We start from the raw sequence: 14582 nt of genomic DNA, 5'->3' as shown, positions 1-14582 counted from the left end.
CGCAGGAGCGAATCCTGCATGCCAAACTAAAACCTAACATTAATTTGTTAGGTTTTTTTAGTGCTGTGATATGTTTCAACGTATGATGTCATCAGAGGTAAGTCATGTGATAGACACGTTTGATTTAATCAAAGATAAATTAGCAAGCCATAAAATTTGGATACTTTTTGGTAGTATTATTTGTATTGGGTGTATCGCGTTGTTTTTAATGAAGCAACCTAGTGTGTCAGAAACACCGTCTGCTTTGAGTGCCACTACAAGTCACCCAGTTGACTCAAGTTCAAGCGCAATAAGTGCAACATCCACTGACTCGGCAATTATGATTGATGTCAAAGGTGCTGTAAAAAATCCTGGTGTTTATGATGTGGTCAGTTCACCACGTGCACAAACAGCGATTGCAAAAGCTGGTGGATTGACACGTGAAGCTGATACCGTCCAATTTAATTTGGCGCAAAAATTAACTGATGGTCAAATGATTTATGTCCCGGTAGTGGGGGAAGTTAAAGCAGATAAATCTACTGGGAATCAACAAGCAACGTTAGCAAGTCAAGAAAAGGCTAAAGTTAATTTAAACACCGCGACTGCTGAAGAATTGCAAACGCTAGATGGTGTTGGTGAGAAGAAGGCAGAGCAGATTATTGCTTATCGCGAAGCCCATGACGGCTTTAAGAAAATAGATGATATCAAAGAAGTCTCTGGTATAGGGGCGAAACGTTTTGAAACATTGCAAGATAAAGTCACGATATAATGGCTAATCGCTATTTGTTGATCGTGAGCTTGCTCATTGCTGCTATGAGTGGTTGTGTTTACCATTTATCTGCTGTAACAATTGTTTTGTTGGTATTAGTTATTGTTATTTTTTGTTTTAATTTTAATAAGCGCCATATGATAATTGCTGTTCTCTTAGGTGTACCGTTTTTGTTATATTTTGTGCACGATGCACGTGAATTGCGACTACAGTCTTTACAACAAGATCAAGAAGCTGTTCAAATTAGTGGTATCATTTTACCCGACGATATCACCATTGATGGCGATAATTTACGTACCAATGCACGTTTAGCTGGTAATGGGCAAACCGTTCGATTGTATGCTAAGTTAACCTCTGAAGCTGAAAAAAACGAGTGGTTATCTGAAAAAAATGTCATTCATTTTGAAGCAATAGGTGACTTTTCACGTATTAAGGCACCAACAAATTTTAATCAGTTTGATGCACAGCGGTATTATGAAACAAAGCATATGACTCACCAAGTTAACATCAAGTCATGGCAAGTGAAACCACTGAATGCACAAAAATATTGGCAAAAATGGCGCTATCAACTACATATTTGGCATGCACAGGGCATTCAAAATTCAGCGAAACTACCACAACCATTAAGTGATTATGCGCAAGCATTAATTTTAGGTACGACACCGCAGTCACTTTATGGCAATAACCCAGGTGTGCAAACGTTAGGACTGATTCATCTGTTTAGTGTGTCTGGGTTTCATGTGTCTTATCTGTTAATGCTGCTTATGGCGATTTTACGTCGGCTTTATATACCACAAGAAGTGTCTGCTTGGTTGGGCGCAGTTCTTTTGATAAGTTATTTTATATTTGCTGGTGAACCAGCAGTGCTTGTCCGTGCCTTAATTGCTGGGTTAATTATGATGACACGTTTGGCAGGTTGGCGCCGTATATCAGCTGAAAGTGTTTGGGCAATCAGTTTATTAGGCAGTCTAATTTATGAGCCAGGAATTTTACTCACATTAGGTGGGCAGTTATCTTTTGCTATGACATTTTGTTTATTATTTACGAAACAATTAAATTTCTGGCAGGTAAACTTACTGCTAAGTGCGGTAAGTTTACCACTCATTGTTTCTCAACAATACACATGGCATGTGTTGCAAACCTTTGTTAATTTTGCAGCCATACCAGTATTTAGTGCTATTATTGTACCCGCTGTCATGATTGGTTTTATTGGTCAATCATTACCGATTGTGACGCATGTTATGAACACTGTGATCCAATTGTTTGCCTCTGGTGTCGATTATATCGCGACATTACCTGGTCATTTAATTATTGGCAAAATATCTTGGTTACTAGTGATGATACTTTTTATCATGTCGCTTTTGTTATTTGTGAAGGAGAAGCGTGTTGCCAAACTAGCCAGAGTGACATGGATTCTATTATTAAGTCTTGTGATGCTTTGGGCGCGGTTTCCGCTGACTGGTGAATTTTCAATTTTTGATATTGGTCAAGGGGATGCTATATTGATTCGCGAGCCATTTAATCGTTCAGTGACTTTGATTGACACGGGTGGCAAAGTGCTGTTTGAATCGAAACAACAGTGGCAAGAACAGTCTTTTCAGCGAACCAAAGGTGAAACGATTATTATTAATTACTTGCATAGTCAAGGTATCAATCATATAGATAATCTTGTGTTAACGCACCAAGATTATGATCATATTGGTGATGCGAAAATAATTCTACAAAAAATCAAGGTTAACCATATCATTATGCCAACAGGTATGGCCGCGCAGCAGGCATTTGCAAAAGAAATTAAGCCATATCTCAAAGATACGCAAGTGACAGAGGTTACTCAAGGGATGTTGGTGCCTAAAATGCCATTGCATATTGTTCACCCATTTCAAGCAGGTCAGGCAGAAAATGAAGACTCTATCGCGTTGTATGGTAAAATTGGCGGTCAAAATATATTTACAGCAGGTGATTTGGGTCAAACAGGTGAGTCGGCAATTGCTGCTAAATATCCTAATATGCGTGTTGATATTTTAAAATTAGGACACCATGGTTCTAAAACGTCTTCTAATCCGGCCGTTATCAAACAATGGCAGCCTAAAGTGGGCATTGTTTCAGCTGGCCGTAATAATCGTTATCACCATCCCCACATTGAAACATTAAAAACAGTTCAAGACCAACAAATGACACTGTTTAATACACAAACCCATGGTATGATTAGATATAATTATACAGGTCAAAAAGGCCACTTTGAGGTAAAATTAAATCATGAACTTGCAACAGCTACAACAACAAATCAAGAATAATGCTTTAGCTAACTTTTATGTTGTGACCGGGGATGAAGAGAGTCTCATTCAACGTGCACAACATGAATTTAAGCAACTTATTCAACCTGAAAATCGTGATATGAATTATGCGCAGTTTGATCTTACTGTGGAAGCTTTAGATGATGTTATTAATGAAGCCATGTCGATGCCTTTTTTTGGTGATCGACGTGTTGTGGTTGTTCAAAACCCTGATTTTCTGACAGCTAAGGGTAAAATTTCACCGCAAGATCAGGACCAATTCGTAAAATTATTAGAAAAATCAGTTGCTGAAAATATCGTTGTTATTTTCATTAATGATTTAAAGATTGATAAACGTAAAAAAATAACTAAGGCACTGTTAAAACGAGCAGAAAATATTGAATTACCGGCATTAAGTGAAACGCAGGCGAAACAAATGATTATGCAAGAACTACAACAACGTGCCTACAAAATTGATCAAGATGCTTTGCAGGACTTGACATTACGAACGAATGCCCACTATACTGCAATGAAAAATGAATTACCTAAATTGATTGCGTATGCGACACATAGTAAAAATATTACATCTGAAGCCGTGGCGGCTTTAGTGCCAAAGACCTTAACGGCAAATGTTTTTGATCTCGTTGATGCTGTGATGACACACCAACCTAAAAAAGCGTTGATGATTTATCGGGATTTATTACAAAATGGGGAACCTGCACTACGGGTTAATGCAGTGTTGACTGGACAATTTCGGTTATTGTTACAAATTGCTGGTTTAAAGGGTACTGAACAAGATATGGGGAAACAATTAAGTAGCCATCCGTATCGTGTTAAATTGGCACGTCAAATGCTAAAACAATATTCATTGACATCACTTAGAGATAGTTATTTAGGTATGATAGGTATCGAAGTGAAATTAAAATCAACAAATCAAGATCCGGCGTTATTGTTTGAAAGGTTCATATTAAAAAATACGGCATAAGAGATCAAAAAAAAACGACTTGGATTTCCAAGTCGTTTTTTCTAGTTGATTTTACTTAACATACTTAGCCAAACGTGACTTTTCACGTGAAGCTTTGTTCTTCTTGATCAAACCTTTTGAATAGGCGTGGTCAACAGCAGAAGAAGCAGTCTTGTATAATTCTGCTAAATTGTCTTCACCAGCAGCTGAAGCTCTTTCAAAACGCTTAACAGCTGTGCGGTAAGCACTAAGTTGTGGTTCGTTACGATCATGTTGCTTTTTCGTGAGACGAACACGTTGAATTGCTGATTCAATAACAGGCATATGTCTTTTCTCCTTAAATTTGATACGAGGTTTTCATGCAATCCTAAGATTAACGACGCAAACCTAAGCGTTGGATTAATTCACGGTAACGTTGAATGTCAGTATTGCGGAGGTAACGTAATAAGTTACGACGGCTACCAATCTTCTTCATTAAACCACGTTGTGAGTGGAAATCATGCTTGTGAATTGCCATGTGTGTGTTCAACTCGTTAATATCAGCAGTTAAAACTGCGATTTGTACTTCAGCTGAACCTGTATCGCCTTCGTGACGAGCATATTCATTGATGATTTCGTTCTTACGTTCTTGTGTAAGTGCCATAATTCGTATCCACCTTTCTAAAATGACGCCAAAGACTGCGTGAAGCGACGGTGAGACGCTAAACAAAGTACTTGGTCATGTTGTTTTTACAACAAATTTAATTATACGCGAATATTATTAAAATGCAAGCGTAGACTGCGTCAGAGTTATGGTAAAATGAATAAGTATATATTGTCATGTGTGTTGTACATGCGGTTAAACAACAAACACGTTTAAAGGAGTAAGTAAATGTCTGAGATAACAATTTCAAAAGCAGAAGTTGCACACGTTGCTAATTTAGCCAAACTAGCGTTTGATGATGCTGAATTAGAACAATTCACAACCCAATTAGATAGCATTTTAAATATTTTTGATACGTTGGGGGAAGTTAACACGGATGCTGTTGAACCAACCTATTCGGTCACTGAAAATGTGAATCATTTGCGTGATGATGTCGCCAATAATTGGCACCAAAAACAAGCGTTATTAAAAAATGCCCCACTAGAGGCGGCGGATTTGATTAAAGTGCCAGCAATCTTAGATGGCGAAGGAGAATAAGCATGACAATTAATTTTTTTGATAATGACTTAACCTCCTTGCATGAAAAATTAGTTAACAAGGACATCACGGCTGTTGATTTGACACAAGCTGCATTAGACAACATTGAAAATACAGACAACGAGTTGAACGCTTTCATTAGAACAAATACAGATGAAGCCTTACGACAGGCAAAAAAAGTTGATGAGAAACAGGATTTTTCTAGTGTCTTATCTGGCTTGCCATTGGCATTAAAAGATAATTTAGCTACAGATGGTATTCAAACAACTGGGGCCTCACACATTTTAGAAGGTTTTAAACCAGTTTATGACGCAACTGTTGTTGACAAATTAAGTACGGTAGGTGCAATTTCTGTTGGTAAAACTAACATGGATGAATTTGCTATGGGTGGTTCGACAGAGACATCTTACTATAAAAAAACAGCGAATGCATGGGATCATACCAAAGTTCCTGGTGGCTCATCTGGTGGTTCCGCAGCAGCTGTGGCAGGTGGGCAGGTGCCCTTTGCATTGGGATCTGATACAGGTGGTTCAATTCGCCAACCAGCAGCGTTTAATGGTATTGTCGGTTTAAAGCCAACCTATGGTCGTGTGTCTCGTTGGGGTCTGTTTGCCATGGCTTCATCGCTTGATCAAATTGGCCCTTTCACACGAACTGTGAAAGATAATGCGCTGGTTTTGAATACAATTGCTGGTTTTGATGCAAAGGATTCAACGTCATCAGAACGTGATGTGCCTGATTTCACTTCAAAGTTAACTGGGGATGTTAAAGGTTTAAAAATTGCTGTACCAAAAGAATATTTTGGTGAAGGAATTGATCCTAAAGTTGCGACAACAGTCAAAGCAGCCATTGCTCAACTTGAAGCAATGGGCGCAACAGTTGACGAAGTAAGTTTGCCACACACGAAGTACGGTGTGGCTGCGTATTACATCATTATGTCTTCAGAAGCCTCATCAAACTTGCAACGTTATGACGGTGTCCGTTATGGTTTCCGATCAGATGATGTTAAGAACCTAGAAGATTTGTATATTAAAACACGATCTGAAGGATTTGGGGATGAAGTTAAGCGACGTATCATGCTTGGCACATTTTCACTTTCTGCAGGTGCCTATGACGCGTTCTTTAAAAAAGCAGCAAAAATTAGAACGTTATTAATAGAAGATTTTAACAAGGTTTTTGCTGATTATGATGTGATTGTTGGGCCAACCGCACCAACCGTTGCTTATGGTTTGGGCGAAGAAATTGATGATCCAACTGCGATGTATTTGGCTGACGTCCTAACAATTCCAGTTAACTTAGCTGGCTTGCCCGGTCTATCAGTTAATGCCGGATTTGTGGATGGGTTACCAGTTGGTTTGCAAATTATTGGGAAGCCATTTGATGAAGCAACTGTCTATCAAACGGGTTATGCTTTTGAACAGGCTAGTCGTTTGTTTGAACAATTACCAAATATCGCTAAAAAATATTAAGCTAAGAGGGAGGAAACGCGTTTTTTAACTATCTATATGGTTAGAAAACGTTCTAAAATTATGGCAACAGGAAATTTTGAAACGACTATAGGACTTGAAGTCCACGTTGAAATGCAAACGAACTCAAAGCTCATGTCACCTTCACCAGTGCATTATGGTGATAAGCCTAATGAAAATACAAATGTGATTGATTTTGGTTATCCAGGTGTTTTACCTGTCGCTAACAAAGGTGCAATAGAATATGGTATGCGTGCAGCACTTGCTTTACATGCGACTGTGTCACCCTTCATTCGATGGGATCGTAAAAACTATTTTTACCCTGATAATCCAAAAGCTTATCAAACAACGCAATCACAAACACCATTAGGAACAAATGGTTATTTAGACGTGACAATGCCTGATGGCACAGTTAAGCGTGTCCGTATTAAAGAAATGCACGTCGAAGAAGATGCCGGTAAAAATACACACGGATCAGATGGCTATTCTTATGTTGACTTGAACCGTCAAGGCACACCTTTAATTGAAATTGTTTCTGAACCAGACATTGCTTCACCTGAAGAAGCCTATGCTTACTTGGAACAATTACGGCAAGCTATTTTGTTTACTGGTATTTCAGAAGCTAAAATGCAAGAAGGTCAAATGCGTGCCGATGTCAATATCTCGATTCGACCATTTGGCTCATCTGAGTATGGCACAAAGGTTGAAATGAAGAACATTAATTCATTTAACTACGTGCGCAACGCATTAATTTTTGAAGAAAAGCGCCAAGCAGAGGTTTTACGAGCTGGTGGTGTTATTCAACAAGAAACTCGTCGATACAATGAACCAACTAAGTCAACCATTTTGATGCGTGTTAAAGAAGGGGCGGATGATTATCGTTATTTTCCAGAACCAGATTTGTCGCCAATTACAATTGATCAAGCATGGATTCAAAAAGTGGCTGATGAATTACCAAAATCAGCTGGGGATCGTCAGCGTGAGTATGTATCAAGCTTAGGTATTGAACCATATGATGCGGAAGTATTAACACAAACGCTTGCAATGTCAAATTTCTATGATGCAACTGTGGCAGCAGGTGCTGACGCAAAGCGTGCGGCCAATTACTTGATTGGCGATGTGAATGCATTTATGAATAAGCATCAAATTGAATTGCAAGACACCCAATTAACACCAGCGCATTTAGCTGGTATGATTAAATTGATTGAAGCTGGTACTATTTCAACAAAACAAGCCAAGCAGGTTTTTGAGGCGATCATGTCGGGTGAAGAACCGGAAGCATTTGCTAAAAAGAATGGTTTGGTACAAATTAGTGACCCAGTCGTTTTGTTGGGCTGGATTACTGAAGTTTTGGACAATAATCCACAATCAATTGAAGATTTTAAGGGTGGTAAAGATCGTGCAACTGGGTACCTTATTGGCCAATTAATGAAAATGTCAAAAGGGCAAGCAAACCCTGGTGTGATGAACAAGCTATTGTTAGAAGAATTAGCCAAGCGTTAAGGGTCAGAGTTAGTGTATTTTTAGTTAATGTATGTTATACGTTTTATACAGGGTAATACCTGTGTACATAGTTTTATGAAAGGACAGTGTGACACGGTAACGTGGTTGGTAGCCGTTATAATGGCTACGTCACACTTTAAAATGAGAGCACGAATTATTTATAATCCAACATCTGGTCGCGAAGTAATTAAACGGGAAATGCTGGATATTTTACATACTTACGAACTTGCTGGTTATGAAACTTCAGCATTTGCTACGACACCAGAACCAATGTCAGCAGCTAAAGAGGCTACACGTGCAGCAGCAGCAGGTTTTGACTTGATTGTCGCGGCTGGTGGTGATGGGACAATAAACGAAGTTGTCAATGGCTTAGCGCCATTATCAAAGCGGCCGATGATGGCTGTTATTCCAGCTGGGACAACGAATGATTATGCACGTGCTTTAAAGCTACCACGTGATGAACCGTTAGAAGCAGCTAAAATTATTTTTCAGCGTGAAACCATTAAAATGGACATTGGAAAAATTGATCAAACAGGCACGTCAAAGTATTTTATGAATATTGCAGCACTGGGAACAATTAGTGAAGTGACATATGCTGTACCATCTTTGATGAAGTCATTATATGGTTATTTGGCCTATCTCGTTAAAGGAACAGAGCTTATCACGCGAATAAAGCCAGTTAATGCTAAAGTGACTTATGATACTGGTGAATATTCTGGTAAAATATCGATGATTTTTTTAGCTTTAACAAATTCTGTTGGTGGCTTTGAGACCATTGTTCCTGATGCCAAATTAGATGACGGTAAGTTTACATTATTAATTATCAAAGAATCTAATTTAGCCCAAATCTTACAAATAGTTGCACAAATGTTAAATGGTGGCAAGCATGTCGATAATCCACAAATGATTTATAAGAAAACGAATAAGGTAGAAATTGTACCGTTAGATCAGGATCAGTTGAAAGTCAATTTAGATGGTGAGTATGGTGGCGATGCACCGATGGTGTTTACGGATCTACAGCAACATATCGAGTTTGTTGCCAATCGTTCAGGAATGCAAGAAGCAGCGACTATTTCAGATCAAACGAAGAAAAAATTTGTGGCAGGCGTCGAAAAACTCGACGTTAAATAAGGTTGACAGTGGGTGTCTAAAAACCCAAGAAAAGGAGAAATGGGATACAATAACCAATCAATGGTGATTAATTATTGTATCCCGTTAAAATATATGGCAAAAGCTAATCGTGTTTACAAGACAGCGGTACCAGTTACAAAGAATCAAGAAATTCAAGGTGAAGTGATTGATATCACTTATCAAGGTATGGGGGTTGTCAAAATTGATAATTTTCCTATTTTCGTAGTTGATGCCATTCCTGGCGAGATTGTGAATCTCAGTATTACTAAAGTCCTAAAAAACTATGCATTTGGACGTGTGGTGACACGTGTGCAAGAATCACCTAACCGTGCTGAAAATGTCGATAAAGCGGCTATTACCACGGGAATTGCGCCATTGGCGAACTTAAAGTATGACGCACAATTATCATTTAAACAACACCAAATTGAGCAAATGTTCAAAAAGGTCAAAGTTGACGTTGATGTTAAACCAACGCTTGGTATGGAAAATCCAACAAAATATCGTAACAAGGCACAAGTGCCGGTACAATTGATTAATGGTCGGTTGGAGACAGGCTTTTATCGTCGTGGGTCGCACAAACTTGTGCCAACCGAAGATTTTTATATCCAAGATCCAAAAGTTGATGAAGCAATTATCGTCACACGTGATATTTTACGCGACTTAGGACTTTCTGCATATGATGAAGAAACAAACAAAGGTGTTGTGCGTCATATTATGGCGCGTCGTGGGTATTATTCACACGAATTAATGGTTGCGATTGTGACAAATACCAAGAAATTACCTGATGCAGAAGAAATTGCAACACGTTTGCAGGCAAAACTACCCGAATTAAAGAGTTTTATCCACAATATCAATAACCATGATACGAATGTCATCATGGGACAGTGGAATGAAACAGTTTGGGGTGCTAATGAAATTCATGATCAACTAATGGGCAAAGATTTTGTTATTGGTCCCAATTCGTTTTATCAAGTGAATCCACAGACAACAGCGACTTTGTATGCACTTGCTGCTGAAAAGGCAGGGCTAAAAAAGACTGATACAGTTGTGGATGCATACTCTGGTATTGGGACGATTACTTTGTCGATTGCGGATAAGGTTGAGAAAATTTATGGTGTTGAAGTCGTTGAAGGTGCTGTTGAAGATGCAGAGAAAAATGCTAAAAACAATCACATCGACAACGTTGAATTTGTGACAGCTGACGCACCTGAGCAGATGGTTAAGTGGGCCGAAGAGGGGTTGAAACCCAATGTTGTTTTCGTTGATCCACCACGTAAAGGATTGACAGCTGAATTGATTTCTGCGGTTAGCGTTATGAAACCGGAAACATTCGTTTATATTAGTTGCAATCCAGCAACATTAGCACGCGATGCCGTCCAAATTTTAGCAGAAGGATTTAAAATTGATGGGGCAGTGCAACCAATTGATCAGTTCCCACAAACAACTCACGTTGAAAGTATTACAGTATTTAAACGTGTGACAAAATAATTAACAGTTTAAAAAGTTTGACAAAAACAGGTTAAATCTGTAGTATATATTAGGGCTCCCATTTAATGGGACAGACGTTAAAAGCTCCCAAGTTCAGCTTGGGAGCTTTTCTAATTTATTTTTACCCCTGAGACGTTGCGAGCGCGGCTGCGCTGAATCATGAGGAGGCATCATGGCAGATAAGCAAGTTAAGTATATTTTTGTTACCGGTGGCGTTGTGTCATCATTAGGTAAAGGCATTGTGGCGGCATCACTTGGTCGTTTGCTAAAAAATCGTGGGTTAAAGCTTGCTATTCAAAAGTTAGATCCATATATCAATATTGATCCGGGTACCATGTCACCTTATCAACACGGGGAAACATTCGTAACTGGTGATGGCCTAGAAACAGATTTGGATATGGGCCATTATGAACGGTTTATGGACATTAATACTAACATGTATTCTAATGTCACAACAGGGCGTATTTATTCTGAAGTGTTAGCAAAAGAACGCCGTGGAGACTATAATGGTGGGACCGTTCAAGTTATTCCACACATCACAGATGCAATTAAAGACAAAATGAAAAAAGCGGCTCAATCAACTGATGCTGATGTGGTCATTGTTGAAGTCGGTGGTACAGTTGGAGATATTGAAAGCTTACCATTTATTGAAGCATTACGTCAAATGAAGTCAGATCTTGGTAGTGAAAATGTCTTTTATATTCATACAAGCTTAATTGTCTACTTAACAGCGGCTGGAGAAGCTAAAACAAAGCCAACACAGCATTCTGTTGCGCAACTAAGATCATTAGGTATTCAACCTGATATGATCGTTCTACGGACATCAGCACCGCTAGAAGAGAGCTTAATAAAGAAGATTTCGACCTTTACGGATGTGAGTCCAGAAGCAGTGGTTGAATCTCGTGATGTTGAAACATTGTACGAAATTCCATTGAACTTGCAAGCGCAAGGCATGGATGATGTTGTTTTAAATAAGTTGCAAATTGATGCGCCCAAGGCAGATATGACTGACTGGGCAAAGATGATTGCTGGTATCAAGCATCCAAAAAAGGCCGTTAATATTACTGTAGTTGGGAAGTATACAGATTTGCCAGATGCTTATATTTCAGTTAATGAAGCGCTTAAACATGCAGGGTATGCACAAGCGGCAGACGTGACTCTCACACACATTAAATCTGAAACCGTGACAGCTGAAAATGTGAAGGCGTTGCTTGCTGATGCAGATGGTATTATGGTACCAGGTGGATTTGGTGAACGTGGTACAGAAGGTAAAATTGAAGCGATTCGTTATGCTCGTGAGTCTAATGTGCCATTTTTGGGTGTATGCTTAGGTATGCAACTAGCTTCAGTTGAATTTGCACGCCATGTTTTGGGTTATTCAGACGCCAACTCGACTGAATTAAATCCTGACACCACGACACCAATTATTGATTTGATGAAAGATCAAGAAAATGTTGAAAATTTGGGTGGCACATTAAGATTAGGTCTTTATCCAGCAATGTTGGTACCAAACACATTGACAGCAAAGGCCTATGACAATGTGGCAGAAATCCAGCAACGTCATCGCCACCGCTATGAATTCAACACAACTTATCGTCAAGCGTTTGAGGCAGCGGGCATGATATTTTCAGCAACGTCGCCAGATGATCGTTTAATGGAAGTCATCGAGTATCCAAAAAATGACTTTTTCGTGGCAGCACAGTATCATCCAGAATTCTTATCTCGTCCTGAACGTCCAGAAGGTCTGTATCGTGATTTTATTGGTGCAGCGTTGCAACACAAAGCAAAATAATGATTATAGTTGAAACACGCGAACGCGTGTTTTTATTTTAGAACAAAATACTTGAATAGCTTGGTATAATAGAAACATGTTAGCAAATCCATCAAAACACATTGAACAAAAACTCGCGTTACTCCCAGCAGAACCCGGGTCATATCAAATGAAAGATCAAAACGGCAAAATTATTTATGTTGGTAAGGCAAAAAACCTGAAGAATCGTGTCCGTTCATATTTTAAACAAGATCATAATGGTAAAACGGCTGAACTTGTTCAAAACATTGTTGATTTTGAGTTCATTGTCACAAATTCTGACAAAGAAGCTTTTTTGTTAGAAAATGAATTAATCAAAAAATATAAACCTTATTATAATATTCGTTTAAAATATGGGACAGGTTATCCTTATATCAAAATTACTAAAGAACGTAATCCAAAAATGCTATTGGTCAATGAAGTTAAAAAGGATGGTGGTTTTTATTTTGGGCCATATCCTAACGTTTATGCGGCACAAGAGACATTGCGCTTTTTAGAAAAAAATTATCCGCTACGGCGTTGCAATGGCTATCAGGGGCGCCCGTGCCTGTATTATAATATGGGACAGTGTTTAGGACCTTGTTGGCATGAGGTATCAAAGCAGGCCTATGATGAACAAATAGATCGTATTAAACATTTTTTGGATGGCGACACAGCCAACGTTAAAAAAATCATTGCTGAAAAAATGAAGACTGCTGCTGACACGTTAGAATTTGAACGGGCTGCAGATTTAAGAGATCAATTAAAATACATTGATGAAACAGTTGAAAGTCAACGTGTGTTGTCTAAAGATACAACGCCTAGAGATTTATTCAATTATTATTTGGATAAAGGGTGGATGACAGTTGAAGTGTTTTTCTTACGACAAGCGCGTTTAATTAGGCAATTCAAACGCACATTTTCAGTGGTTGGTGCTGAAGATGAAGAAATGATGAACTTCATTCAACAGTTTTATGCACAGCGTAATATTCAAAAGCCACATGAAATTCTTGTGCCACATGGCGTTGATATTGATGCGTTGACTGAAATGTTAGCAGTGCCAGTTCGTACGCCAATTCGTGGGGAAAAACGCGATTTAATGGATTTAGCTAAAAAAAATGCGCGTATTGCATTAGAAGAAAAATTTCGTTTAATGCAAATGAATGAGAAAAAAACAACTGGCGCTATGCGAGAAATCACAGAAGCATTGCATGTTCCAATGGGACATCGTATTGAATCGTTTGACCACTCGCATACACAAGGCACTGAAATTGTCAGTGCAATGGTTGTTTTTGATGATGGGGTGCCAAATAAAAATTTATATCGTAAATATAAAATTAAATCAGTTGACCATGCGGATGAGTGGACAGAAACACAAGAAGTGATTCGGCGTCGTTATTCACGCCTCTTAAAAGAGGGTGGGACAATGCCAGATTTGATTCTTATGGATGGTGGTGAAATTCAACTGCATGCGGCTAAAGAAGTTTTGGTAGATGAATTAGGCTTAACACATGTACCACTTGCTGCTATGGTTAAAAATGATAAACATAAAACAGCTGATTTAATTGATGGTAAAACCGAAGAAATCGTTGTGCTAGGTAAACAATCGGAAGGATTTTTTTTAATTCAACGTGTTCAAGAAGAAGTTCATCGATTTGCTATTAATTTTCATAGACAATTACGCAGTAAGAATTCGTTAGCATCACGCTTAGATACGATTAATGGTGTTGGGCCAAAGACAAGACAAAAACTATTACGTGAATTTGGTTCCTTACCAAAAATTGCTGCTGCACCGATTTCAAAATTACAGGCCATGGGCATTAATGAAAAGTTGGCTCGGGTCATTCATATGAGTTTGAAAATAGGGGAATAACCCAGCACAAAAGCATGACACATTCGCACAATATTGCATTTTGTGTTAAACTAGAGTATTAATTAATCGCAAGCTCACGTGTGTGAGCAGACAAGGAGAAAACGCGCGCGGTGTTGCTTAAAGCCTTGTGTCAAAAAGCGTGAATATTTTGGTTACAAAACCATAAT

The 14582-nt window shown here is 38.7% G+C and carries 12 protein-coding genes; 10 read left to right on the top strand and 2 right to left on the bottom strand.

The features are described 5' to 3' along the window. Nucleotides 1–106: 106 nt before the first annotated feature. From AB3K24_RS07555 to holA, 3 genes are read left to right on the top strand one after another with little or no spacing between them, the layout of a single operon-like run. A complete protein-coding gene (locus tag AB3K24_RS07555; RefSeq protein WP_409201754.1) occupies nucleotides 107–748 on the top strand; it encodes a helix-hairpin-helix domain-containing protein in 642 nt (213 codons plus the stop codon). Continuing rightward, nucleotides 748–3042: a DNA internalization-related competence protein ComEC/Rec2 gene (locus tag AB3K24_RS07550; RefSeq protein ID WP_367974808.1), complete on the top strand. Its 2295-nt coding sequence runs from the start codon at nucleotides 748–750 to the stop codon at nucleotides 3040–3042. The genes AB3K24_RS07555 and AB3K24_RS07550 overlap by 1 nt, the downstream gene beginning before the upstream one ends. Then, entirely contained in the window at nucleotides 3005–4006 is a 1002-nt protein-coding gene (gene holA / locus AB3K24_RS07545) for a DNA polymerase III subunit delta (protein WP_367974806.1), read from the top strand. The genes AB3K24_RS07550 and holA overlap by 38 nt, the downstream gene beginning before the upstream one ends. A gap of 51 nt (nucleotides 4007–4057) precedes the next feature. On the opposite strand, the gene rpsT is transcribed toward holA, so the two are convergent. Together rpsT and rpsO are read right to left on the bottom strand one after the other, a co-directional pair. After that, a complete protein-coding gene (rpsT, locus tag AB3K24_RS07540; RefSeq protein ID WP_367974804.1) occupies nucleotides 4058–4309 on the bottom strand; it encodes a 30S ribosomal protein S20 in 252 nt (83 codons plus the stop codon). Between the two features lie 49 nt (nucleotides 4310–4358). Continuing rightward, nucleotides 4359–4628 carry a 30S ribosomal protein S15 gene (rpsO, locus tag AB3K24_RS07535; RefSeq protein WP_367974802.1) on the bottom strand — a complete coding sequence of 90 codons (270 nt, stop codon included), beginning with the start codon at nucleotides 4626–4628 and terminating at the stop codon, nucleotides 4359–4361. 228 nt (nucleotides 4629–4856) lie between these two features. Between rpsO and gatC the strand changes: the two genes are divergently transcribed. The 7 genes from gatC (at nucleotide 4857) to uvrC (ending at nucleotide 14415) form a co-directional block, all read left to right on the top strand. Beyond that, entirely contained in the window at nucleotides 4857–5165 is a 309-nt protein-coding gene (gene gatC, locus AB3K24_RS07530) for an Asp-tRNA(Asn)/Glu-tRNA(Gln) amidotransferase subunit GatC (RefSeq protein WP_367974800.1), read from the top strand. Between the two features lie 2 nt (nucleotides 5166–5167). Then, complete coding sequence (gene gatA, locus AB3K24_RS07525) at nucleotides 5168–6634, top strand: Asp-tRNA(Asn)/Glu-tRNA(Gln) amidotransferase subunit GatA (protein ID WP_367974798.1); 1467 nt, start codon at nucleotides 5168–5170, stop codon at nucleotides 6632–6634. Nucleotides 6635–6694: 60 nt separating this feature from the next. Next, the gene (gatB, locus tag AB3K24_RS07520; protein WP_367974797.1) at nucleotides 6695–8134 is read left to right on the top strand and encodes an Asp-tRNA(Asn)/Glu-tRNA(Gln) amidotransferase subunit GatB; all 1440 of its coding nucleotides are present in this window, start codon (nucleotides 6695–6697) and stop codon (nucleotides 8132–8134) included. A gap of 141 nt (nucleotides 8135–8275) precedes the next feature. Further along, the gene (locus tag AB3K24_RS07515; protein WP_367975603.1) at nucleotides 8276–9265 is read left to right on the top strand and encodes a diacylglycerol kinase family lipid kinase; all 990 of its coding nucleotides are present in this window, start codon (nucleotides 8276–8278) and stop codon (nucleotides 9263–9265) included. Nucleotides 9266–9358: 93 nt separating this feature from the next. Then, nucleotides 9359–10753: a 23S rRNA (uracil(1939)-C(5))-methyltransferase RlmD gene (rlmD, locus tag AB3K24_RS07510; protein WP_367975602.1), complete on the top strand. Its 1395-nt coding sequence runs from the start codon at nucleotides 9359–9361 to the stop codon at nucleotides 10751–10753. A 172-nt stretch (nucleotides 10754–10925) separates the two neighbouring features. Beyond that, a complete protein-coding gene (locus tag AB3K24_RS07505) occupies nucleotides 10926–12545 on the top strand; it encodes a CTP synthase (RefSeq protein ID WP_367974795.1) in 1620 nt (539 codons plus the stop codon). 76 nt (nucleotides 12546–12621) lie between these two features. Beyond that, nucleotides 12622–14415, top strand: a complete 1794-nt coding sequence (uvrC, locus tag AB3K24_RS07500) for an excinuclease ABC subunit UvrC (RefSeq protein ID WP_367974794.1) — start codon at nucleotides 12622–12624, stop codon at nucleotides 14413–14415. The last annotated feature ends 167 nt before the right edge of the window (nucleotides 14416–14582 follow it).

The organism is Leuconostoc aquikimchii, from assembly GCF_040838325.1.
Classification (GTDB): domain Bacteria; phylum Bacillota; class Bacilli; order Lactobacillales; family Lactobacillaceae; genus Leuconostoc; species Leuconostoc aquikimchii.
The sequence above is the reverse complement of the archived record's forward strand: the minus strand, read 5'-3'. Positions and strand labels throughout refer to the sequence as shown.